We start from the raw sequence: 24778 nt of genomic DNA, 5'->3' as shown, positions 1-24778 counted from the left end.
CATCAAACAAAGCCTTGCGGTTGTGGGGCTTACTTTTTTATACTGGTATGTAAGGGTTTACAAAAGGGGGGCCATGTATTTTGAACTGGTATGATAAAGCAATTGTATATCAAATTTACCCCAAAAGTTTTCAGGACACCAACGATGATGGTATCGGAGATATTCAAGGAGTAATTTCGCATTTAGACTATATTAAGAATTTAGGCTTTAATACTATTTGGCTAAATCCAATCTTTGTGTCACCACAAATTGATAACGGTTATGATGTCTCAAATTATTTTGCAATTGATCCAATTCTCGGGGATATGGATGATTTTACAGAAATGATGAAAAAGGCACATCATCTAGGATTACATATAATTCTAGACTTACCAATCAACCATACTTCGGATCAACATCCGTGGTTTAAGGATGCCATTAACAATCCTAATAGTATTTTCAAGGATTACTATATTTGGCACAAACAAGTAGATAGACATGAACCTAACAACTGGGGCTCATTTTTTGGCGGTAGTGTCTGGGAAAAGAATCCTAATGATCCAGATGAATACTATTTCCACTTATTTGATAAAAAAATGCCTGATTTAAATTGGAAGAATCCAGAAGTACGTAAGTCAATTGCGGATATTGCTAAGTTTTGGATTGAAAAGGGTGTTGATGGTTTCAGATTAGACGCCTTTATCCATATAGCTAAAGCAAATTTGGAACAAAATTCTTTAATCCAAGGTGAACAATTCCCAGCAGATGACACTTTCTACGCTAAATTGCCAAAGGTTAAAGATTACTTAGCTACATTTGTCAGAGAGATCAAAGACTTCAAATCGGATACTTTCTTGTTTGGCGAAGCATCTTCAGCTAATGCTTTAAATGCAGCCGAATATACTAGACCAGATGAAGATGGTTGTGATGTAGTGGTCAATTCAGGCAATTATGGTGAAGTTTATGATGACAGTAATCCAGATGTCCCAGGTTTTTTCCAAACAAGACGTTTGTCGCTTGACCGTTTGAAAAAAACTTATGTGACATGGGAAAGTGTGTTAGCAGATATTAGTCTGCCAACGTTAACTTGGGGTAATCATGATATTAGTCGTTTACGTGATCGCTTGAATTTACCAGTTGATAATGAAGACGTCAGCAAGTTATTAGCAACTTTGATGTACTTGCAACGCGGTATGCCAATTATTTACTATGGTGAAGAAATTGGAATGCACGGATTGAAGTATCAACAAGTATCTGATTTTGACGATCAGAGAGCTGTAGATTTAATTAAAACGCTGCGTGAGAAGTCATTTGCAGACGAAGAGATTCTAAAGCTGTTAAATAATCAGGATGAAATGACGGCTCGTGGTCCTATGCAATGGGACGATTCCCAATATCGTGGTTTCTCAACTAAAGAGCCATGGAATTGGGGTCAGACGGATGCAACTAATGTGTCAGCTGAGTTAGAAGATTCCAAGAGTTTAGCGGCATTTTACAAGAGTTTATTAAGTGTTAAGAAGCACAATTGTTTTACTAACGGTGATTACCAATTATTGATCACTGATCCAGAGATTTATGCATACTTGCGTCAAACAAGAGATAACAAGGGCATTGTTGTAACCAACTTTTCTAATAAAGTGAAGAAATTTACTTTACCAGAGGCAAAATGGAAAAAAGTGTTAACTAATGAAGTTAAGTTGACTAATAACGAACTAACACTTGATCCGTGGGGAAGTTGTGCTTTGGAATCAAAATAATAGTAGGGGTGTAAATTATGGCAGATAATACTGATGTTAAACTAAGAAGAGCTCAAATTTATAGTGTCTTCGTAAGAAATCATACTAAAAAAGGAACCCTCAAAGCATTAGAGGATGACTTACAACGTATTAAAGAATTGGGAACTGATTACATTTGGCTTTTACCAATCTATCCAATTGGTAAGAAGGATCGTAAGGGTAAATTAGGTTCACCTTATTCAATCAAAGATTATCGTTCAATTGACCCTAAGACTGGTTCATGGGATGATTTTGTTCATTTTTCTAAGAAAGTTCATGACATGGGTATGAAGTTAATGATTGATATTGTTTACAATCATACTTCACGTGATTCTGTACTTTTGAAAGAACATCCAGGCTGGTTCTTACGTGATAGCATGGGCAATTTGATGAATAAGAACCCTGATTGGACTGATGTTGCGGAATTAGATTACTCTCATAAAGATCTATGGAAGTATCAAATTGAAACTTTGAAGAAGTATGCTGACTTAGTTGATGGCTTCAGATGTGATGTAGCACCACAAGTTCCACTTGATTTCTGGAAAGAAGCTCGTAAGGAAGTTGCAAAGGTCAATCCAGATATGGTTTGGTTAGCTGAAACTTCTGGTGGTGGGTACATTAAATACTTGAGAGATAGAGGCTTCTGCGCTGAATCAGATAGTGAAATGTATCAAGCCTTTGATATGACTTATGATTATGATGTTGATGAGATTTGGCGTAAGTATGTCAATGACAAGGTTCCATTGGAATGTTATATTGAAGCCTTGGATCAACAAGAATATATTTATCCAAAGAATTACATTAAGATGCGTTGCTTGGAGAATCATGATCAAGTTAGAGCTCATAAGATGTTCATTAATGAAAATGATATGTTCAACTGGACTGCTTTCTCCGAATTCCAAAAAGGTTCAACTTTGATCTATGCTGGTCAAGAGGCTGGTATGAAGCATACTCCAAGTCTATTCGATAAAGATAAGATTGATTGGAAAGATCAAAAGATGGATCTTAGTGCTCTGATGGTTAGAATGCATGAATTGAGTCAAGATGAGATTCAATATGCTGGTAACTATGAAATCGAGGCTTTGGATAATGATGTTGTCAAAGTAACTTATACTAAGGGCAACAAGATTAGAGTCGGTTTGTTCACATTGAAAGGCCAACCAGGACGTGCCAAGGTTAATGTAAGAAGTGATCAATATACTAATTTGATCGATAATTCACTAGTAAATGTCCAAAATGGTATTTTAACGATTGACTATGATCCAATTATCATTGAAGGAAAAGCTATATAATTAACAATTTTTAGCAAAAGAGCTACTCATAAACGTTGAGTAGCTCTTTTTTTAGCCATTTTTTAAGATGATTGTCTTTATTTTAGTAAACATTATAACTGAAATTGTTTCTGTTAGCGGTAACATTGTGAAAGCGATTGCAACCTGTGAAAAAATGGGTAATATAGAAGTTGTTAAGTGATTAGATATTTTTTAGGAGGAGAAAAGCATGAAGAAGAATTGGAAAAAGATTCTTTTAGGTGGAGTTGTTCTAAGTATGTCAATGCTAGTTTTAGCTGGTTGCGGCAGCAAGAGCAGCAGTTCATCTAGCGATAGTAGTAGTACTCAAAATATTAAGGTTTGGATCGATACCGAACATGTTTCCGCTATCAAGGGACAAGTTAAGAAGTTCGAAAAGGCCAACCCTAAGATTCACGTTACCGTTAAGGCTGGATCATCAGCTGATGCTCTAAAGGATGTTTCAAAGGATCCTGAAAAAGCTGCTGATGTCTTCATGATGCCTCATGATCAAATTGGTCAAATGGCAGATGCCGGATTGCTTTACCCAGTATCAAAGAAGTATACAAAGACTGTTAAAGCTAACAACGTTCAATCAGCTGTTGACGGTGTTACATGGAAGAACAAAGTATATGGATTCCCATATGGTGTTGAATCACAAGTTCTTTACTACAACAAGTCAAAACTTTCAGCAGAAGATGTTAAGAGTTGGGATACATTAACATCTAAAGGTAAATTAGGTACAAACTTCGCTGAAGCCGGTGCTAACTATATCTTCACACCACTATTCATGAGTAATGGCGATAACCTTTACGGTAAGAATGGTGAAACAGTTAAGGGAACAAACTTCAATAATGAAAAGGGTATTCAAGTTCTAGACTGGATTGCAAAACAAAAGAGTAACTCAGGTGTTGTACAAACAAACGCTGCTGCTCTATCAAATCTACAATCAGGTAAGACAGATGCATTCCTTTCAGGCCCATGGTCAAAGAACGATGTTAAGAAGGCTCTAGGTAAGAACATGGCCGTTGCTCCATATCCAACAGTAAACTTCGGTAGTGGCGACGTTCAAATGAAGGCATTCTTGGGTGTTAAAGTTTACGGTGTTAACCAACAAACTAAATCACCAGTTGCTGCTATGAAACTTGCTAACTACTTAAGTAATGAAGCTACACAAAAGGTTGAATTCAACAAGAATGGTGTTGTTCCTTCAAATACTAAGGCTCAACAAACACAAGCAGTTAAAGATGATGAAACAGCTAAGTCAGTTATGACAATGTCAGCTTCAGATCATTCAGTTGTTATGCCTAAGGTTCCAGAAATCACAAACTTCTGGCCACAAATGGACTCAATCATCAACGATACATACAAGGGCAAGATTAAGTCATCAGATTATCAAAAGAAATTAGATAAAGTTGTTTCAGTTTCCGCAAAGAAGTCAAATTAAAAGAACAATTTTCTCTAAAAAAAAAGTAAGGGTGCGATTATATGTTTAAGAAACATTCCACGGAACAACATATAACATTTAGAGAATTGTTTATGAAGGGCGGATTGCCAGAAAAGCTTTCATTTATCATTATGGGCTTTTCAAACTTTGCAAATAAACAAATTCTTAAAGGGTTAATATTTTTAGTTGCTGAAGTTGGATTTTTATTCTGGCTAATTCGCAATGGTATTCATGCTTTAGCAATGTTGCAGACATTAGGTACAAAAAAACAAGGCTTGGTATATAACTCCAAGTTAGGTATGGATGTGTTACAAAAAGGTGATAACTCCATGCTTATCCTCTTGTTTGGTATTGCAGCAATTTTGATTTGTATAGTTCTAGTAATTCTTTATATCGTTAACTTGAAGAGTGCAAGAAATATTTATGAACTTAAAGCAGCTGGTAAACCACTTCCATCTACTAAAGATGATTTAAAGAGTCTTTTGAATGAAAGATTCCATCAGACTCTTATGACAATTCCTCTAATGGGTGTATTGTTCTTCACAGTTTTGCCACTGTTATATATGATTTCAATTGCTTTTACAAATTACGATCATAATAATTTACCACCAAAGAATTTATTTACTTGGGTAGGCTTTCATAACTTTTCTAATGTTATTACTGGTGATATAGCCTCAACATTCTTCCCAGTATTGGGATGGACTCTAGTTTGGGCTGTAATAGCCACAGTATCATGTTTCTTCTTTGGAGTTATTCTAGCTCTATTGATCAATACAAAAGGAATTAAACTCAAGAAAATGTGGCGTACAATCTTTATTTTGACAATGGCTGTTCCACAGTTCATTTCACTATTGATTATGCGTAATCTTTTAAACGATGCTGGTCCTATTAATTCTATCTTGAAGAGTTGGGGTTGGATTAGTAAATCTATTCCATTCCTAACAGATCCAACAATGGCTAAGTTCTCTATCATCGTAGTTAACCTCTGGATTGGTATTCCAGCCACTATGTTAATTACAACTGGTATTATTCAAAACCTTGATCAAGAACAGATTGAAGCTGCCGTTATGGATGGTGCTAATAAGTTCCAAATCTTTAGATCTATTACATTCCCACAAATTCTTTTCGTTATGATGCCATCTTTGATCCAACAATTAATTGGTAATATCAATAACTTCAATGTTATTTACCTATTAACTGGTGGTGGACCTACAAACTCAAATTACTATGGTGCCGGATCAACCGATTTGCTTGTAACTTGGCTATATAATTTGACTGTAAATACAATGGATTATAATTTAGCTTCTGTTATTGGTATTTTGATCTTCATTCTATCTGCCGTATTTAGTTTATGGGCATACACACATACTAATTCATATAAGGAGGGATAATAGAAATGGCAAAAAGAGAAATTAATTATAAAGCTCAAAAGAAACGTACTAAAATACTAGTCTATGCTATCCTGACAATTATGTCTGTTGTGTGGTTATTCCCAATCGTGTGGATTGTATTGAACAGTTTCAGACAAGAAGGTGGAGCTTTCGTTCCATATATTATTCCAAAGCATTTCACATTATCAAATTATACAAAGCTGATTACTGATGCTTCAGGCAACTATCCATTTGTCCGTTGGTTTGTTAATACATTAATCGTTTCCGTATGTACATGTGTTTTGTCAACCTTCATCACAATTTCAATGTCATACGCCTTGTCTCGTTTAAGATTCAAGTTACGTAGACCATTTCTAAAGGTTGCTTTAGTTCTAAACATGTTCCCAGCTTTCATGAGTATGATTGCTATTTACTACATTCTTAAGGCTCTAAACCTAGCTGGTAGTTTACTAGCTTTGATCCTAGTTTATTCAGCCGGAGCTGCTCTAGCATTCTATGTTGCCAAGGGATTCTTCGATACAATTCCAATGGCCTTGGATGAATCAGCTATGATCGATGGTGCCAACAAATGGCAAATCTTTACTAAAATTACATTACCATTATCTAAGCCCATCATTGTTTATACAGCATTGACAGCATTCATGGGTCCATGGATGGACTTCATCTTTGCTAAGATTATCATGGGTGATGATGTTAAGAATTACACTGTTGCCATCGGGTTATATTCAATGATGACTCAGACAACTGCTAATTCACTATTTATGACATTCACCGCAGGATGTGTTCTGATTGCGATTCCTATTACATTACTCTTCATCTATATGCAGAAGTACTATGTCGAAGGTGTCACATCAGGTGCTGTTAAGTAATTTAGCTTTAGAACTTTGATTCTGGAAACTTGAATTACTAAATTCGTATAGTTTATCTGGCTCTGCATTTAATTAACTCAATACGTGAATGTCTTGAATTTATTTAATGCAGAGCTTTTTTTATTCAAATTTTTTAAAAATGAGAGGTTATTTCAATGAATACACCAGCAATTTATCATCGCCCAGACAGCGAATTTGCATATCTATACAAAGATAATTTAATGCATATTAGATTAAGGACCGCTCGCGGAGACGTCAAAGAGGTAGGGTTACTTCATGGTGATCCGTATACGCTAGATACAGATCATTGGCAAGATCAACCAACGCCAATGAAACGCTATTTGACGACGGACTTGTATGACTTTTGGACTATTGAGGTTACAGAGCCATTCAAACGTATTTCCTATGCATTTAAGGTTACTGGTAACGATGGTATAACCATATTCTATGGCGATCATGGTGTGTTCTCATTTGAAAAGAGCGTCTACGATAGTCCTGATAATTACTTTAGATTGCCATATTTCCACGAAGTGGATCGTTTCAAGGCACCAGAGTGGGTCAAAAAGACCGTCTGGTATCAGATTTTCCCAGAAAGATTTGCTAACGGCGATAAGTCTAATGATCCTGAAAATACTTTGCCATGGGGTTCTAAAACTCCAAGTGCTACAGATTTCTTTGGTGGAGATCTACAAGGTGTTATCGACCACCTAGATCATTTAACCGATTTGGGCGTCAATGGAATCTATTTCTGTCCTATCTTCAAAGCTAAGTCTAATCACAAATATGACACAATTGATTATATGGAAATAGATCCAGCCTTTGGCGACAAAGCTACTTTTAAAAAATTAGTTCAAGAATGCCATAAACGTGGTATTAAAGTTATGTTGGATGCAGTTTTCAATCATATGGGGGACAATTCATCACAATGGTTGGATGTTGTTAAGAATGGTAAAGATTCTAAATATGCTAACTGGTTCCATATCAACAAATTCCCAGTATCATATAAGGACGTTGGTTTCGAACAGGCCAAGAATATTTCTTACGATACCTTTGCCTTCACACCACATATGCCAAAATTGAATACTGCCAATCCAGAAGTTAAAGAGCATTTGCTGAAGATTGCTAAGTATTGGATTGAAGAGTTCGATATTGATGCTTGGAGATTAGATGTAGCAAATGAAGTTGACCATGAATTCTGGCGTGACTTTAGAAGAACTTGCGACAGTGTTAAGAAAGACTTCTATATTTTAGGGGAAGTTTGGCACTCCTCACAAGGTTGGCTCCAGGGAGATCAATTCAGTGCTGTAATGAATTATGCTTATACTGATTCGATTTCTAAATACTTAATTAAGAAACAAATTCCAATTGAAAAAATGGTTTCAGATATCAATGACCAATTGATGCTCTATCGTGATCAAACAGATCAGATTCAATTCAATGTTTTAGATTCACATGATACAGCTCGATTATTGACTGAAACGAATGATGATAAAGATTTAATGAAACAAGTACTAGCTTTCACATATTTACAACCAGGTGTGCCATGTATCTATTATGGTGATGAAGTTGGTATGGATGGCGGCAATGATCCTGAATGTCGTAAGTGTATGGTTTGGGATAAATCTCAACAAGACTTGAATCTATATGATTTCTTTAAACATTTGATTGCTTTTAGAAAAGATAATCAAAAGGTTCTTTCTGAAGGAGAAATGGTTTGGGAGAAGATTTGTGATGATGGATTATTGATCTTGAGTCGTAAATTAAATGGTACTGAAGTTAAAGTTATTTTGAATGCAGGCGATGCTCCTAAACAAGTAACAACTAGTCAGAGTGTAGTTTTGAGTAACTTAGTTACAGAAAATAATCATGAATTAACGGTTGATCCTAAAGGATTTGCATTAGTTAAATAGAGAGGTGCTTAATTTGCAAAAACATTGGTGGCAAGAGACAACAGTATATCAAGTTTATCCCCGCAGTTTTAAGGATTCAAATGGTGATGGAGTTGGTGATCTTAAGGGAATCATCAGTAAATTAGATTATTTAAAAGATTTGGGCATCGGTGCAATTTGGCTTTCACCAGTTTACCGTTCACCTAATGATGATAACGGTTACGATATTTCTGATTATCAAAATATCATGCAAGAATTCGGTACGATGGCAGATATGGATGAATTGATCAATCAGGCTAAAAAGAGAAACATCCGTATTGTTATGGACTTAGTCGTTAATCATTCTTCTGATGAGCATAAATGGTTCATCGAATCAAAGAAGAGTAAAGATAATCCTTATCGTGATTACTACATTTGGCGTGATCCTAAAGATGGGGACGTACCAAATGATCTTCAATCAACCTTCAGTGGTCCAGCTTGGCAATTCGATGAGAAAACCGGTCAATATTATCTTCATCTCTTCAGTAAGAAACAACCTGATTTGAATTGGGAAAATGAAAAAGTTCGTCAAGCCGTATATAAAATGATGAACTTCTGGATTGATAAAGGTATTGGCGCGGTCAGAATCGATGTTATCGATTTAATCGGTAAGCAACCAGATAAGATGATCACTGGTAATGGTCCTAAGCTTCATGATTATTTACAAGAAATGAATAAAGCAACTTTCGGCGGTAAAGATATGCTGACAGTTGGTGAAACATGGGGTGCTACTCCGGAGATTGCTAAACTTTATTCTGATCCTAAACGTCATGAATTATCAATGGTTTTCCAATTTGAACAAGTTGGATTGGATCAACAACCTGGCAAAGATAAATGGGACCTTCGTCCATTACAAGTCGGTGAACTAAAACAAGTTTTAGCTAGATGGCAAACAGAATTGGATGATCAAGGTTGGAATTCTTTATTCTGGAATAATCATGATTTACCAAGAATTATTTCTCGTTGGGGTAATGATAAGGAATATCGTGTTGAGAGCGGTAAGATGTTCGCCATCCTCTTACACATGCTGAAAGGAACTCCTTACATCTACCAAGGCGAAGAAATTGGTATGACGAATAAGCCAATCAAAGACTTTTCTGAAATTTCTGATATTGAGAGTCGCAACATGTATCTTCAAAGAATTGATGAAGGTTATAAGAAAGAAGACATTATCAAGTCTATCAATACTAAGGGACGCGATAATGCTAGAACTCCAATTCAATGGGATGAAACAGAACATGCCGGCTTTACAACAGGAACTCCATGGTTAGGAGTAAATCCTAATTACAAGTCAATCAATGTTAAAGCTGCTTTAGCTGATAAGAATTCACTCTTCTATACTTACAAGAAATTGATTCAGTTGAGAAAAGACAATCCAATCATGATATGGGGTGATTTCAAATTACTCGATACACAAGATGAAATTTTTGCCTTTGAAAGAGAGTATCAAGGTGAAACATGGTTGATTGTCAACAACTTCTCTAATAACAGACATAAGCTACAGTTAGCAGATGTTAATGTTGGTGAAACAATTATTCAAAATTACGATCATAAGATTACCGATGTTTCTGACTTAGAATTAAAGCCTTGGGAATCATTTGCAGTGAAAGTAGTGGTCTAAAATGGCAGATCAAACATGGTGGAAAAATGCCGTAGGCTACCAGGTCTATCCTCGTAGTTTTAAGGATTCCAACAATGACGGTATCGGTGATATCCGCGGAATCATTGAAAAACTTCCTTATTTAAAGGACTTGGGTGTTAATTTTATTTGGGTCAATCCAATTTATAAGTCACCTAATGTCGATAATGGTTATGATATTTCTGATTATGAAAGTATCGAACCTGAATTTGGAACGATGGATGATTTTAAAGAATTATTAACTAAGGCTCATGAAATGGGCATTAAGGTTATTCTCGACTTAGTTGTTAATCACACCTCGGATCAGCATCCATGGTTTATTGAATCGCAAAAGAGCAAGGATAATCCATATCGTGACTATTACTTGTGGGCCGATGCAACGCCGGGTAAAATGCCAAATGATTGGAAGAGTTTCTCTGGTCATTCAGCTTGGACCTATGATCCTAAGACTGAACAAGCATATTTCCATGTTTTTGCAGCTCAACAACCAGATTTGAATTGGAAGAATCCGAAAGTACGTGAAGATATTTATAAGATGATTCGTTGGTGGCTTGACTTAGGTATTGATGGTTTTAGAATGGATGCCATTAGTCATATACAAAAAGAACCATGGGATTTCAAGATCAAAGATAATCCATGGGCACCATTTATGAATGTCAAAGGCATTGATAAATACATGACCGAATTACGTGACATTTTCAATGAATACAACGTTATGACGGGTGGCGAAGCCAGTGGGGTTACAAGTCGTAAAGCGATTAATTGGACTGATCCTAACCGTTCAGGCTATATCAATATGATTTTTGAACTTGAGCAGAATGTTCAAGAAGGAAAACCTGGTGAACAACGTATTAATCCTTTAGGCTTCAAGAAAGTTCTAGCCAGATGGCAACGTGACTTAGCTGATGGTGGTTGGAATGCTCTATATGTTGAAAATCACGATAATCCAAGATTCAATACCGTTTTGGGAAATGAAACTAAACATTCAGCTAAGGCCATCGCTGCAACCTACATGTTGTTGAGAGGAACACCATTTATTTATCAGGGTCAGGAATTGGGGATGACAAATTTCCCATTTACCAAACCTGAACAAATGGATGACGATGATACAAAGGATCGTGTTGATCAAAAGATTGCCGAGGGACATACACCAAAAGAAGCGATGAAGATCATTTCTCATTGGTCACGTGACAATGCTCGGACACCAATGCAATGGGTTAATAAAGCCAATGCTGGTTTCTCAGATAGCAAGCCTTGGTTAGCAATCAATGAGAACTATCATACGATCAATCAGGCCGATGAAGCTAACGATGCAGATTCAGTTTTGAACTTCTACAAACAATTGATTGCTTTAAGGAAGAGTCAACCAGTGTTTGTCGATGGAACATTTGAATTGATTCTTGATAATGATCCAGACATCTTTTCCTACATAAGACAGGATGATAAACAAGAATATCTTGTCATCAGTAATCTCAGTCAAAACGAACATGAAGTTACGATGCCAAATAAGATCGTCAAAAATAAATGGCAAGTTAAGTTAACTAATACTAATAATGAAGAAATTGAATTGAACAAGAATATGACCTTACAGCCATACGATGTTGTAGTAATGGAAAAAATTAATTAAAAGATAAATTTATATATGGTGGGTTTGATTATGAAAAGAATATTTGAAGTGGCTCCTTGGAATGTAGTCACACACAAATTGGATAAGGAAAATAAACGATTACAAGAAAGTTTAACTAGTTTAGGTAATGGTTACATGGGAATGCGTGGTAATTTTGAAGAAGATTACTCAGGCGACAGTCTTCCTGGTAGCTATCTAGCTGGTGTATGGTATCCTGATAAGACTCGTGTTGGCTGGTGGAAGAATGGCTACCCAGAATACTTTGGTAAAGTTATCAATGCCGTTAATTTCATTAAGATGAACTTTTTAATCAACGGTTCTAAATTGGATTTATACACTGATAAAATCAGTGACTTTACACTTGATCTTGATATGAAAAATGCCGTTTTGAAGCGTTCATTTATCGTTGAAAAAGATGGCGTTAAAGTCAAATTCAATTTTGAAAGATTTTTAAGTGTTGCTCAAAAAGAACTATCTGTTCAAAAGGTCAGCTTTGAAAACTTGTCAGATGATTCTGTTGAAGTTAAAGTTATTTCTTCATTGGATGCTAACGTAAAGAATGAAGATGCTAACTATGATGAACACTTCTGGGAAGTTTTGGAAATTACTGATAACAGTATCATTGCTAAAACAAAGCCAAATGATTTTGGTACACCAAGATTCACATCAGGTATGCAAGTTGGTTATGTAACTGGACTTAAAGAAGTCGATCAAACAGTCGATAAATTGGAAACTAGTAAGACTTTCGTAGCTGATTTGAAGGCTCATGAAGTTGGTACAATTGAGAAACGTGTTGCTGTAGTTACATCACGTGATTACGAAACAATTGATGACTTAAGAGATGCTATGGAGGGTATTGCTGCTAAAGTTAGTGGTGTTTCCTATGAAGACTTGTTAAGTGCACATGAAAATGTTTGGAATAATCGTTGGAATCAATCTGATATTAAGATTGATGGGGACACTGATGCCCAACAAGGTATGCGTTTCAATCTCTTTGGACTATTCACAACATATTCTGGTGAAGATTCACGTTTGAACATTGGACCAAAAGGTTTCACTGGTGAAAAATATGGTGGGGCTACATATTGGGATACCGAAGCATTCTGTATTCCAGTTTATCTAGGAGTTTCTCAACCAGAAGTATCACGTAATCTATTAATGTATCGTTATAACCAATTAAAGGGTGCCTATATCAATGCCCAGAGACAAGGACTAAAAGGTGCGTTATATCCAATGGTTACTTTCAACGGTATTGAATGTCACAACGAGTGGGAAATCACTTTTGAAGAAATCCACCGTAACGGCGATATTGCTTTTGCTATTTATAACTACACTCGTTATACAGGTGATAAGTCATTTGTTCTTCATGAAGGTAGCAAGATGTTGACTGAAATGTCACGTTTCTGGGCTGACCGTGTTCATTACAGCAAACGTAACGAACAATATATGATTCATGGTGTTACTGGACCAGATGAATATGAAAATAACGTTGACAACAACTGGTACACAAATTTCTTGGCTCGCTGGACTCTGAAGTATACACTTCAAATCCTTGGTGAAGTAAGTAAAGATCAATTTGAAAAGTTGAATGTTTCTAAAGAAGAAATGGATCAATGGCAAGATATTGTAGACAAAATGTATTTGCCATATGATGAAGATCTTGGAATTTTTGTTCAACATGATGGTTTCTTGGACAAAGATATTGAACCAGTCAGCTCAATTCCAAGTGATCAATTACCAATCAACCAACATTGGTCATGGGACAAAATCCTACGTTCACCATATATCAAGCAAGGTGATGTTCTTCAAGGTATTTGGGACTTTATTGATGATTTCTCAGAACGCGAGAAGAAACGTAACTTTGATTTCTATGAACCATTAACAGTTCATGAATCAAGTCTTTCACCAGCAATTCACTCTGTTTTGGCCGCAGATTTACATTATGACCAGAAAGCGGTTGCATTATATGAGAGAACAGCTAGACTAGACTTAGACAATTATAATAATGATACTGCAGATGGTTTGCATATTACTTCAATGACAGGTGGCTGGTTAGCCATGGTTCAAGGATTTGCGGGCATGCGTGTTCACGATGATGGTACTTTGAGTTATAAGCCATTTTTACCTAAGAAATGGAATAGTTACTCATTCAGACAAGTATTCAGAGGTCGTGTCATCGAAGTAGCCGTCAAGGAAAATGGATCAGAATTCAAGTTGGTATCTGGTGATCCACTTCAAATTCAAGTCAACGATAAACCACTAATGCTAAAATAATTGTAAACTTAAGATGCCTGGAAGTTATTTCAGACATCTTTTTATCAAAGGAGTTAATAACGCGATATGGTAAAATTTGAACAAATTAAAGGTTTCATCTTCGATTTAGATGGTGTAATCGCTAATACATCAGTCTATCATGCAAAAGCATGGCATCAATTAGCAGATAAATTGGGCGTTACATGGACTGAGGATTTAGCTAACCAACTAAAGGGTGTTGGTAGAATGGATTCACTTAACTTGATTTTAAAGTCTGGTGGTAAAGAAAACGATTACACTGAAGATGAAAAAGTTAAGTATGCTACTGAAAAAAATGATAATTATTTGAATCTTTTAAAGGGATTGACTGATAAGGATATTCTCCCTGGTATGAAAGAATTTATTGAAGATTTAAGTGCTAATAATTACTTAATTTCATTAGCCTCGTCTTCTAAGAATTCGCCTAAGGTATTGCAAGCTTTGGATTTGGAAAAATACTTTGATGCCAGAGTTGATCCAAGTACTTTGAAGAATGGAAAGCCAGATCCAGAAATTTATGTTCGTGGTGCCGAAGTATTGAACTTGAAGCCTGAAGAATGTATCGGACTTGAAGATGCTGTTTCAGGTATTAAATCGGTTAATGGTGCTCATGAAACATCTGTTGGTATTGGTGATCCGGGAATCTTAAATGAAGCCGATATTAACTTCACTGATACGTCACAAGTAACATTAGCAAATATTAAGAAGGCAATGAACTAAAAAGAGGGGTAATAAAATGGGCGTTTCAAAAACAATTTTTGGGGAAATTGATTCTGAACCGGTTTACCTCTATAAAATTACTAATAAAAATCAAACAAGTATTAGTATTATGAGCTATGCTGCGACTTGGCAAAATTTTGAAGTCGTTGAGGATGGTAAAAAACATTCATTGATTGAGCATTTTGATAATTTGGAGGACTACATTAAAACACCTTATCAAGTTGGTAAAACAATTGGACGTGTAGCCGGAAGAATTAAAGATGCCACCTTTAAGATTAATGATGCGAGTTATCAAATGGAACAAAACGAAGGTGAAAACTTTTTACATGGCGGTAGTCATGGACTTCAGTATCAAAACTTCTCCAGCCGACAAATTTCTAATAAGGCCGTGATGTTTAGTCATACTGTAAGAGGCGAGGATGGCTTTCCCGGAAAACTTGAGGTCAATGTTATTTATATGTTGACTGATGATGATGAAGTTTACGTTACTTATGGAGCAAATACGGATCACGATACTTTGTTCAATCCAACTTGTCACGTCTATTTCGATGTTGATGACGAAAATATCAGTCAGCAACAGTTACAAATAAATTCTGATAAATTCCTAGAAGTTGATGATGGTAAGATTCCTACAGGACAATATTTGCCAACTGAAGGACCTTATGATTTCAAGCAATTTAAGACTATTGGTAAAGGATTGGATCAATTGTCCTTATTAGATAAGCATGAATACGACGATACCTTTGTCGTTGATGGACATGCTGCTACAATCAAATCTGATAAACGGTTCGTTGATTTGTATACGGATCGTAATGGTATGGTTATTTTTACCGCTAATCCTGAAGATGCTCAAAAGGCAGCAAAATATGATTATAGTTGTTTGGCAATGGAATTACAGACGTTGCCAGATGCTATTCATCATCCAGGCTTTGGAGATATTGTTTTAAGTAAGGATAAAAAAGTAGCCTATACTAATAAGTATAAATACCGAAAATTAGATTAGAGACTGTATTCATTAATATTGCCGTGTCATTTAGTTCAAATGAATATGTTAACGAATTTAACATTTTAAATTTTAGTGAAAAATAATCGATATGAAAATTCTGAAATTAGAATTTTTGTACCGATTTTTTTTATATTTATGGATACGTGTTATACGAACTATATACATAAAATCTATTGACCGTGTTCGCTATTGGACGTTATATTAAAAAAGTTAAATGAATAAGGAGGAAAATAATAGTAATACCACGATTTAAAAATAAAAGGATAACAGAGTAGAGAATAAAGCGTTAAGTGTCAAAAAGACGGAATGTGCTTTTGAACGAAGAAGTAAATTCGCGGTTTTATTCTCGCATTCGCTGCATAAAAGATATGTAGCAGCTCTAAGAGGAGATGCTCAAAATGAACAAGAAAAACAGTATTTATGCAATTTCAACAATGGGTCTTTTAGTGGCAATGATGATTGTCTTAACTAATTTTTTAAGTATTCAAACACAATTTCTACGTATTTCATTTGAATTTATACCACAAGCCATTTTAGGAATGTTTTTTGGTCCACTCTGGGCCGGAATTTCATCAGTAGTAGCTGACGTTGTCGGAACAACGCTTTTTGGTAAAGCCAGATTCTTCATTTGTTTTACATTAAATGCGCTTATTTCAGGTGTGTTATACGGACTTTTCTTCTACAAAAAAGAAATTACTTTAAAAAATACTTTCATCTGCGTTTTACTAAATACTATTATTATTAGTTTATTCTTAACACCACTATGGTTATCGATCATGTATCATGTACCATTCTTTAATATGGGACTTTGGATTCCTAGAATTATCAAAGCAGTTGCTATGCTCTTTATTCAAACAGGCTCAATCATGTTCTTTGGCAAGGCACTGCCACTAAAAATGCTTGCTAGTCGTTACATGGCAAAGGGGTAAAAATGTTTACAACAGGTTCAGAAGTTATTGAATGGATTATTTCACGAGGTTATTTTGGCAGTTGTCCAGGATTAGAACGTATTACTGAATTATTACGTCTACTCGGTAATCCTGAACGAACCTATCCAACGATTCATGTTGCAGGTACTAATGGAAAAGGATCGACAACACGCTATTTGGCTAATTTATTACGTGCTGATGGCCTAAGGGTGGGTACTTTTAATTCGCCATTCATAAAGGATTTTGCTGAACAAGTGGAGATCAACGGACAAGAAATTGGCAATTCTGATTTAGTTAAACTGGGTAATCAGATTAAACCGTTAGTTGAACAAATGGATAATCAAAAGAAATTTTATGGTATAACTGAATTTGAAATTCTTACTGGGTTAGCATTTTACTATTTTAAAGGACGAGTGGATTTAGCGATTATTGAAGTGGGTATGGGTGGCCTGCTAGATAGTACAAATGTTATTGAACCAGAATTGATCGCCATTACGACGATTGGATTAGATCATACTGCTTTTTTAGGGGATACAATTGAGAAAATTGCTTATCAGAAGGCCGGTATCATCAAAGAAAATACGCCATTGGTCGTTGGAAATGTTTCTGAAGCTGCTCTGAAAGTCATTAAGACTCAAGCACTTAAGAAGAATTCAACGGTGTATGTTTGGGAACGGGATTATCAAACGGATTATCGGGGATTTGTTGAACAGCAGTTTGAAAAATTTGATTTTCGTAATCATGATATAAAATTGAAAAACTTAGAAACGCCACTTATAGGTCATCAACAAGTTGAAAATGCAGCTGTGGCATTAGAGATGTATTATCTCTATATGCAGAAGCATGATTTATCATTTGATAAAGAACAAATTATGCACAGTTTATTGCAAACCAGATGGCCGGCTCGAATGGAGATTATTAGTTCAAAACCATTAGTAATTATGGATGGGGCCCATAATCCTCACGCTATTAAACGGTTAAAAGAGAATCTTTTGAGTGACTATCAGGATTATCATGTAAGAATACTATTTTCGGCCATTGTTACCAAGGATATTGGAACAATGCTGGAAGAGTTATTACAGATACCTAATGTTGAAATTACTTTGACCACTTTTGATGATAAAAGAGCCTTGAGATTAGAAGATTTCAAAGCTTGGCAACCACGGATAAAGTTAAGTGCAGATTGGCGTAAAGCTTATCGAGAGTTAAAAGATAATTTGAAATCTAATGAGTTACTTTTAATCGCAGGTTCGCTATATTTTTCATCAGAAGTACGTTCACAAATCAAATAAGAGATTGAGATGTAATTATTCAAATTATGTCTCAATCTTTTTTGTTATTCAAAAAATGAATTTGTCTAAATACAAGATAAGTATTAGACGAATACCCGTCCTACCCTTATCCTAAGGATAAAGAGGTAAGAAAATGGATGCGTTAGATAAAGCTTTAAAGGGTGGAGTTCTGGATTATAACGAGGCTGATTTTAAATTGGTTGATCAAACGGTAGAGAAGAATACACAGATAATTAATGAGATTAATTATCAAAATCAGACAATTGATGACGGTAAGGAACTGTTCAGTCGCTTGTTTGGTTATCAAGTTCCTAGTACTAGTGATATTAAAGCACCGTTCAATGCTGATTTAGGCTGTCATACTTTTGTTAAAGGGAATGTCTTTATCAATAAAGATTGTTTCTTCATGGATTTAGGTGGTATCTGGATTGATGAGGGTGCTAAGTTGGGTCCGAGAGTGAGTCTAATTACAGTGAATCATGGTGAGGCTCCTGCAGAAAGAAGAACTTTGATTACCAAGTCAATTCATATTGAAAGGAACGTTTGGTTGGGAACTGGTGTCACAGTACTTCCTGGAGTGACGATTGGAGAGAACTCAATTGTTGGAGCAGCTTCAGTAGTGACTAAGGATGTGGCTCCAAATAGTGTTGTAGTTGGGTCACCAGCTAAAAAAATAAGAGATGTTAGGGGATAACTTATGATGACAGAACATGAAAAATTATTAGCAGGACAAGAGTATGATTATCGAGATTCCGAATTACAGCAGATGATTGTACGTGGTAAAAAAATGATTCAAGAGATCAATACTCAAACTGATGTCAAAGAAAGAAATGAGACAATGAAATCATTGTTCAAACACGTTGGAACTAATTTAACAATTAATGGTCAATTCGGTGCTATCTATGGTTCACATATCATTTTTGGCGACGATAATTTTATCAATGGTAACTGTTACTTTCAAGATTCCAATTTAATTACTTTGGGTGATCGTGTCATTGTGGCTCCGGATACTAAATTTTACTGTGGTGAACATTCAATTGATGCCAATCATCGTTTTGGTGTTCATGAGGATGGTAGCCATTATTTGATTACCCACACAGAACCCATTTCAGTTGGTAATGATGTTTGGATCGGCGTTAGGTATTGATTGATCGGTGGCGTTCATATTGGCAATAACGTGATTGTTGGTGCTGGAGCTGTAGTTGTAAGTGATATACCTGATAATTGTGTTGTGGGTGGCGTTCCTGCTAAAGTAATCAAGAAATTACCCAGCTTAAAAAAATAGTGAGGTAGATAATTGTGAAATTACTAAAGAAACCAATTTTCAGTTTGTACAAATTAACCATTGATCCTAAGAACAGACAGGATTTTCTAGCAGAAGGGATGAATAATCTAATAACTTCTCACAGAAATGAAGCAGGTACTTTGATGATGTGTGCTACACACGAAGATGAGGCTGGTAGTGTTAATTATATTTTTGAAATGTATCAAGATGAAGCAAGTTATCAAATTCATGCCGCTTCACCACAATTTCAACGTTATGCCAAATTTGCTCAAAAGGTGGTTCAATCTAAGAAGATTCACAAATTGAACTTAGAGACACTTCATGCGAATGATCAAGTGTTAGAGATTAAAGATGAAAATCCGTATTTTGCTCGGTTACTTGAGATAACTACAGATTATAGCAAGTTAGAAGTTTTAAAGAGCATCTCTCAAAATACCATAGCCAGCTTTGTAAGTAATATTGATTCTGATCATTGGGTGATAATTGATATTTTTCAGAATAAATCAACTATGGAGAAGGTAAATATTAGTCAACAGTTATCAAAAATTTCGGCTGAATATTCAATTCATGAATTGAATATTGATACAATGGTTAGTCAAGACGATTTAAAATTAGAATAATCAGCAAAATCAGGTAAACGTTTTCAATAGTCTGCTACAATAGAATATGTAATTATTTATAAAGCAGACGAGGACTTTAAAATGTCAAAATATTTAGTATTTATGGATTTAGATGGAACGCTCTTATCAAGTGACCATAAACATATTTCAGTTCGTACCAAAGCCACAATTGAGCGTTTGCAAAAGCATGATGTTAAATTTTATATTGCTACGGGTTAAATGCTGTTTAAATTATCCATGGAATTAATAAATTAGAATCCTGAAGTTGGCTTGATTACTTCCAATGGGGCTGTTTTCGATGGTATTAATGGTCGTGAAGTGACTTTGCTAGGCAGTAAAACGGTTGAATTGGCTTATCAAATAACGCAAGTCAATAAGTTGCCAATGATGTTGTTTACACCTGAGACAGCTTACTTCACTGAAAAAATTCCGCACTTCATTGCACAGAATGCTGGTAACTTTGATGAGGCCTTTGGTTATAAAATAATTAAAGATATTAAGAAGTCATTCTATCAAGATGATTTAGATGGAATTAGTGATAAATTAAGTCGTGGGGATATGGATGAATTGAATCAAGCTAAAGCTAAATTAGCTGACAGCAAGAAGTTGCGTCTATCATCATCAGGTCCTGACAATATTGAAATGATTCCTTTAAAGACCGATAAGGCCACTGCTATTCAACAAGTTCAGTGGGAACAACGTATTGATGCAGATCATACTTTTGTCTTTGGTGATGGAATGAATGATTTAGGAATGATGCAACAAGCTAAGTATTCGGTTGCCATGGGTAATGGTGTAAGTACAATCAAAGAACAGGCCAATTATGTGACAGAAACAAATGCTAAAGATGGTATTGCTGTATTCTTGGAAAAATTCTTTAAAGATGAATTCTAAAAAATTTTAAATATCAAAACTCACAAATATTGTATTTTGTGAGTTTTTTTGATTAAGGAATTGAATTAATGAGTTATACATGTGTATAATGTAAGCGTTATCGTTAGTTTTTTGTTTAAAAAAACTAACTAAAATTGTCTTGATAGGAGGCTGTAAATAGTGAAATTTACAAATGGTTATTGGATGAATCGTGAAGAGTATCAGATTGATTCACCAATGGAAAATTATGATGAAAAAATAAATAGGAATAATCTAAAAGTTTTTGCACCCTTTAAAAGAGTTCTAAGTAGGGGTGACCAACTCAATTTAGGAGCAACAACTATAACTCTGAATTCCCCTATAGAAAATGTTATTGGCGTAAAATTAGAACATTTTGATTCTGAAGATCATGGTCCTAGTTTCAAAATCAATAATTTAAATCCCAAAGTAGACATTCAAGTGAAGGATAAAATGGCCTCTCTAGAAAGCGGTGATTTAAAGGTCTCATTACCGTTAAAAGATGATTTTCTGATGAAATTTACTGCCGATAGTCATTTGATCACTGAATCAGTCCAAAAGGCTCAAGGGGTCATATACAATCGTGATAAGAAACAAAGTTTCATGCGTGAACAGCTATCAATGGATATTGAAGAAAAAATTTATGGTTTAGGAGAAAGATTTGGCAATTTCGTTAAGAATGGTCAGTCGATAGATACTTGGAACCAAGATGGTGGAACTGGTAGTGAACAAGCTTATAAAAATATTCCGTTTTACTTGAGCAGTAAAGGCTATGGTATTTTTGGGGATGAACCTCAAAGAGTTTCATTTGAAGTAGCATCAGAAAATGTTGATCGCGTGCAATTTAGTACTGAAGGTCAGTCTCTACAATATTATGTGATTTATGGGCCAACACCTAAGGAAGTATTGCATCGTTATACTCAATTAACTGGAAAAATTAATCTGCCACCAGCATGGGCGTTTGGTCTCTGGTTGAGTACTTCATTTACAACGGATTATAGTGAAAAAACCGTTCTTAAATTTATTGATGGAATGAAGAAGCACAATATTCCTTTAGATGTCTTTCACTTTGATTGTTTCTGGCAGAAAGGATTTGAGTGGTGTACTTTAGCTTGGGATAAGGAACAATTCCCAGATCCTGAGGGTTTGCTAAGAAAAATTCATGAGCGTGGCATAAAAGTATGTGTATGGTTAAATCCTTATATTGCTCAGAAGTCGCCTTTATTTAAAGAGGCTAAGGAAAAGGGCTACTTGATCAAACGTCAAAATGGCGATGTCTGGCAATGGGATTTGTGGCAAGCTGGTAATGGATTCGTTGATTTCACTAATCCAGCCGCTAAAAAATGGTATCAAGATAAATTAAAAAAATTATTGGATATCGGCGTAGATTGTTTCAAAACGGATTTTGGTGAGCGTATACCTGTTGATGACGTCAAATTTTACGATGGATCCAATCCACAACAAGAACATAATTACTATACTTTACAGTATAATCAGGCTGTTTATGATATCATTGCTGAAGTTAAGGGCAAGAAAGAGGCTGTTGTTTTTGCTCGTTCAGCGACAGCAGGTTCACAATCATATCCCGTTCATTGGGGTGGAGATTGTCTATCTAACTACAATTCGATGCGAGATACATTACGTGGTGGCTTATCATTCTTAGTATCTGGTTTTGGATTCTGGAGCCATGATATTGGAGAGTTTGAAGACGGGGATGATAGACCAACACCGGATCTATATAAACGCTGGACTCAATTTGGGTTATTATCATCTCATAGTCGATACCACGGCAGTAATGTTTATCGTGTGCCATGGAACTTTGATCAAGAGGCTGTTGAGAACACCAAACGCTATGTAAACTTGAAATTATCGTTGATGCCATATCTTTATACACAGGCTGCTTATGATGCCAAATTTGGTAATCCCTTGATGAGACCGATGTTTTTGGAATTTGGGGATGATCCTAACGTTTCGGACTTAGCTACGCAATATATGTTTGGTTCCCAAATTTTAGTTGCACCCATTTTTAATGACCAAGGAAAGGCACATTTCTATTTACCAGGTGGTAAATGGACTAGTTTGTTGAATAATAAAGTTTATCAATCGCCTAAATCAGGAGAATGGCTAAATGAAATATTTGATGAATTAAGTTTGCCAGTGTTGGTACGTGAAAATACTATTTTGGTGCGTAATGAAAAAGCTATTCATGCTGAATACGATTATGCAAAAGACGTCGATATTCACTTATATCAAATTAAGAATGGAACAGTTTCAACTAATATTGTCAGTTCTAAAGGATTAGAGACAGCTTCCATTAGAGTTCAAAGAGATGGTCAACAAATTAAAGTGTCAACTATTGGCGTTAAAGGCAAAGTAAAGGTATATTTACATGAGAATGAAAAGATTATACCAAAAGATTTAATTGATAATCAGGCTTTGTTTAATTTGGAATAAAATTATATTGGCAGATTCGTTTAAAGGATGAATCTGTCTTTTTATTACTAATAGTTGCTGACTGGTCTATACATATGTAGTATGTAACTAGGATTATTAAATTGTTTATATTAAAGCCGTTGAGAAGGAATATTTATGAATAGATTAACTATTAGAAGGATAAATGAACTGAATGTATTGCGTGAAGTATTTAATCGGACACCAACTTCTCGAGCTGATGTAGCAAAGAAATTGGGTCTGACTAAATCTACGGTCTATAACATTTTTACTAAGTTAGCCAATGATAATTTAGTATATGATATTGGTCAGGGAAACAGTACTCGTAGTGGTGGGCGCAAGCCGGTTTTGACCAATTTTAATGCTCAAGCTGGGTATACTATAAATACAAAAATTAATCAGACTACGATTAGTTGTATGACAAATTGGCTAGACGGAAGTATTGTGAATTATCAAGAATTTCCTATTGATGGCAAAGATGCTTCTAAACAACTGTTGGCGTTGTATCAAGCTATCAAATTATCTACAATTGATAATGCTGATTTAATGGGGATTTCTGTAGCGGTATATGGAGTAGTTAAGGATAATCGTATCGTCAAAGCCATGAATCGTGATTTGGTCCAGTATGATTTGGTTCAAATTTTACAAAGTAGATTTAACGTACCAGTATTACTAGAAAATGAAGCTAATCTAGCAGCTTTAGCAATAAAAGATTTTTCAGGTACTTCAATTCAGGATGCCGTAGCGCTTAGTTTGTCTGATCAAATTGGAGTTGGCTCAATTATTAATGGTCAACTTTATTCAGGAAGAAACAGTCGGGCTGGGGAAATCGGTTTTGCCAAGTATTACGGTTTGGGAAATAAAAGTCCATTGCCATTAGAAGATGTTGGTTCCGATCAAGCTGTTTTTAAGCAAATTCAGGATTTAAAACAGACTTCAGTGGTTATTGCTGACATTCGTCGTTGGTATGATTTGGGTGATGAGATTGTACAAGAAGTTCTGAAAAATTTTGAAACTAGTATAATTATAATTTTGCAAAATATCTTTTTGTTATTTGATCCCGAAAAAGTAGTTATCAACTCTCGAGTATTACAAGCCATTCCTGAAACAATGAAGTATGTTGAAAAAAAATTGTCAGAAGTGATAGATCATGAAATTAACATTGAGGTCTCCGATAATGTAGGCAGTAATAGCTTATTAGGAGGATGTTCGATGATAACTAGAAAGATATTAGAACTTCCAGATGCTAATTTACAATTCAAAAATAGAACTATACCTACGGTTGGTGATTGATGAAAAAGACTGATACTGAAATATTAGTCTTTTTTATTTACAAATTTTTCGAATA

Annotated in this window: 19 protein-coding genes, 1 pseudogene and 1 riboswitch; all 20 genes and pseudogenes read left to right on the top strand. The window is 35.3% G+C overall.

What is annotated here, in order from left to right:
- Positions 1-80: 80 nt before the first annotated feature.
- The 20 genes and pseudogenes from ATN92_RS10580 to ATN92_RS10495 all read left to right on the top strand — a co-directional run bounded on the left by ATN92_RS10580 (position 81) and on the right by ATN92_RS10495 (position 24723).
- Positions 81-1736: a glycoside hydrolase family 13 protein gene (locus tag ATN92_RS10580; protein WP_234032581.1), complete on the top strand. Its 1656-nt coding sequence runs from the start codon at positions 81-83 to the stop codon at positions 1734-1736.
- 17 nt (positions 1737-1753) lie between these two features.
- Positions 1754-3046: an alpha-amylase family glycosyl hydrolase gene (locus tag ATN92_RS10575; protein WP_056952880.1), complete on the top strand. Its 1293-nt coding sequence runs from the start codon at positions 1754-1756 to the stop codon at positions 3044-3046.
- A 208-nt stretch (positions 3047-3254) separates the two neighbouring features.
- Positions 3255-4490, top strand: coding sequence for an extracellular solute-binding protein (locus tag ATN92_RS10570; RefSeq protein WP_056952878.1), 1236 nt, complete (start codon positions 3255-3257; stop codon positions 4488-4490).
- Positions 4491-4531: 41 nt separating this feature from the next.
- The gene (locus tag ATN92_RS10565; protein ID WP_056952876.1) at positions 4532-5881 is read left to right on the top strand and encodes a carbohydrate ABC transporter permease; all 1350 of its coding nucleotides are present in this window, start codon (positions 4532-4534) and stop codon (positions 5879-5881) included.
- Between the two features lie 5 nt (positions 5882-5886).
- On the top strand, positions 5887-6750 hold the full coding sequence (locus ATN92_RS10560) for a sugar ABC transporter permease (protein WP_056952874.1): 864 nt from the start codon (positions 5887-5889) through the stop codon (positions 6748-6750).
- Positions 6751-6905: 155 nt separating this feature from the next.
- Positions 6906-8660: a glycoside hydrolase family 13 protein gene (locus tag ATN92_RS10555; protein WP_056952872.1), complete on the top strand. Its 1755-nt coding sequence runs from the start codon at positions 6906-6908 to the stop codon at positions 8658-8660.
- A gap of 13 nt (positions 8661-8673) precedes the next feature.
- Positions 8674-10299, top strand: a complete 1626-nt coding sequence (locus ATN92_RS10550) for a glycoside hydrolase family 13 protein (protein ID WP_158106724.1) — start codon at positions 8674-8676, stop codon at positions 10297-10299.
- A gap of 1 nt (position 10300) precedes the next feature.
- Positions 10301-11944, top strand: coding sequence for a glycoside hydrolase family 13 protein (locus ATN92_RS10545; RefSeq protein WP_158106723.1), 1644 nt, complete (start codon positions 10301-10303; stop codon positions 11942-11944).
- Between the two features lie 30 nt (positions 11945-11974).
- Positions 11975-14218, top strand: coding sequence for a glycoside hydrolase family 65 protein (locus ATN92_RS10540; protein WP_056952866.1), 2244 nt, complete (start codon positions 11975-11977; stop codon positions 14216-14218).
- 66 nt (positions 14219-14284) lie between these two features.
- Positions 14285-14956 (top strand): beta-phosphoglucomutase, encoded by a 672-nt coding sequence (gene pgmB, locus ATN92_RS10535; RefSeq protein ID WP_056952864.1) that lies wholly within the window; start codon positions 14285-14287, stop codon positions 14954-14956.
- 16 nt (positions 14957-14972) lie between these two features.
- Positions 14973-15959: an aldose epimerase family protein gene (locus tag ATN92_RS10530; protein ID WP_158106722.1), complete on the top strand. Its 987-nt coding sequence runs from the start codon at positions 14973-14975 to the stop codon at positions 15957-15959.
- Positions 15960-16227: 268 nt separating this feature from the next.
- Positions 16228-16322, top strand: a riboswitch (THF riboswitch).
- A 29-nt stretch (positions 16323-16351) separates the two neighbouring features.
- On the top strand, positions 16352-16891 hold the full coding sequence (locus tag ATN92_RS10525) for a folate family ECF transporter S component (RefSeq protein ID WP_199250840.1): 540 nt from the start codon (positions 16352-16354) through the stop codon (positions 16889-16891).
- Between the two features lie 2 nt (positions 16892-16893).
- Positions 16894-18183 (top strand): bifunctional folylpolyglutamate synthase/dihydrofolate synthase, encoded by a 1290-nt coding sequence (locus tag ATN92_RS10520; protein ID WP_056952858.1) that lies wholly within the window; start codon positions 16894-16896, stop codon positions 18181-18183.
- A 133-nt stretch (positions 18184-18316) separates the two neighbouring features.
- Positions 18317-18877: an LbetaH domain-containing protein gene (locus ATN92_RS18625; protein WP_234032580.1), complete on the top strand. Its 561-nt coding sequence runs from the start codon at positions 18317-18319 to the stop codon at positions 18875-18877.
- Positions 18878-18880: 3 nt separating this feature from the next.
- Positions 18881-19330 (top strand): maltose acetyltransferase domain-containing protein, encoded by a 450-nt coding sequence (locus tag ATN92_RS18620; protein ID WP_234032579.1) that lies wholly within the window; start codon positions 18881-18883, stop codon positions 19328-19330.
- Positions 19331-19468 (top strand): LbetaH domain-containing protein, encoded by a 138-nt coding sequence (locus ATN92_RS18880; RefSeq protein WP_234032578.1) that lies wholly within the window; start codon positions 19331-19333, stop codon positions 19466-19468.
- A gap of 14 nt (positions 19469-19482) precedes the next feature.
- Positions 19483-20088 (top strand): putative quinol monooxygenase, encoded by a 606-nt coding sequence (locus ATN92_RS10510; RefSeq protein WP_056952854.1) that lies wholly within the window; start codon positions 19483-19485, stop codon positions 20086-20088.
- Between the two features lie 81 nt (positions 20089-20169).
- A pseudogene (locus ATN92_RS10505) lies at positions 20170-20982 on the top strand (HAD family hydrolase).
- Between the two features lie 159 nt (positions 20983-21141).
- Positions 21142-23433 carry an alpha-xylosidase gene (yicI, locus tag ATN92_RS10500; RefSeq protein WP_158106720.1) on the top strand — a complete coding sequence of 764 codons (2292 nt, stop codon included), beginning with the start codon at positions 21142-21144 and terminating at the stop codon, positions 23431-23433.
- 135 nt (positions 23434-23568) lie between these two features.
- Positions 23569-24723 (top strand): ROK family transcriptional regulator, encoded by a 1155-nt coding sequence (locus ATN92_RS10495; protein ID WP_056952849.1) that lies wholly within the window; start codon positions 23569-23571, stop codon positions 24721-24723.
- The last annotated feature ends 55 nt before the right edge of the window (positions 24724-24778 follow it).

Source organism: Companilactobacillus bobalius (genome assembly GCF_009764355.1).
This window is presented reverse-complemented; position numbering and strand designations above follow the sequence as displayed.

Bases quoted from the DNA above. Each gene is read 5' to 3' on its own strand.
- ATN92_RS10565 (WP_056952876.1), top strand. From the start codon at position 4,532: ATGTTTAAGAAACATTCCACGGAACAACATATAACATTTAGAGAATTG.
- ATN92_RS10560 (WP_056952874.1), top strand. From the start codon at position 5,887: ATGGCAAAAAGAGAAATTAATTATAAAGCTCAAAAGAAACGTACTAAA.
- ATN92_RS10540 (WP_056952866.1), top strand. From the start codon at position 11,975: ATGAAAAGAATATTTGAAGTGGCTCCTTGGAATGTAGTCACACACAAA.
- ATN92_RS10525 (WP_199250840.1), top strand. From the start codon at position 16,352: ATGCTCAAAATGAACAAGAAAAACAGTATTTATGCAATTTCAACAATG.
- ATN92_RS10570 (WP_056952878.1), top strand. From the start codon at position 3,255: ATGAAGAAGAATTGGAAAAAGATTCTTTTAGGTGGAGTTGTTCTAAGT.
- ATN92_RS10545 (WP_158106723.1), top strand. From the start codon at position 10,301: ATGGCAGATCAAACATGGTGGAAAAATGCCGTAGGCTACCAGGTCTAT.
- ATN92_RS18620 (WP_234032579.1), top strand. From the start codon at position 18,881: ATGATGACAGAACATGAAAAATTATTAGCAGGACAAGAGTATGATTAT.
- ATN92_RS10555 (WP_056952872.1), top strand. From the start codon at position 6,906: ATGAATACACCAGCAATTTATCATCGCCCAGACAGCGAATTTGCATAT.
- ATN92_RS10520 (WP_056952858.1), top strand. From the start codon at position 16,894: ATGTTTACAACAGGTTCAGAAGTTATTGAATGGATTATTTCACGAGGT.
- ATN92_RS10575 (WP_056952880.1), top strand. From the start codon at position 1,754: ATGGCAGATAATACTGATGTTAAACTAAGAAGAGCTCAAATTTATAGT.
- ATN92_RS10495 (WP_056952849.1), top strand. From the start codon at position 23,569: ATGAATAGATTAACTATTAGAAGGATAAATGAACTGAATGTATTGCGT.
- pgmB (WP_056952864.1), top strand. From the start codon at position 14,285: ATGGTAAAATTTGAACAAATTAAAGGTTTCATCTTCGATTTAGATGGT.
- ATN92_RS18625 (WP_234032580.1), top strand. From the start codon at position 18,317: ATGGATGCGTTAGATAAAGCTTTAAAGGGTGGAGTTCTGGATTATAAC.
- ATN92_RS10530 (WP_158106722.1), top strand. From the start codon at position 14,973: ATGGGCGTTTCAAAAACAATTTTTGGGGAAATTGATTCTGAACCGGTT.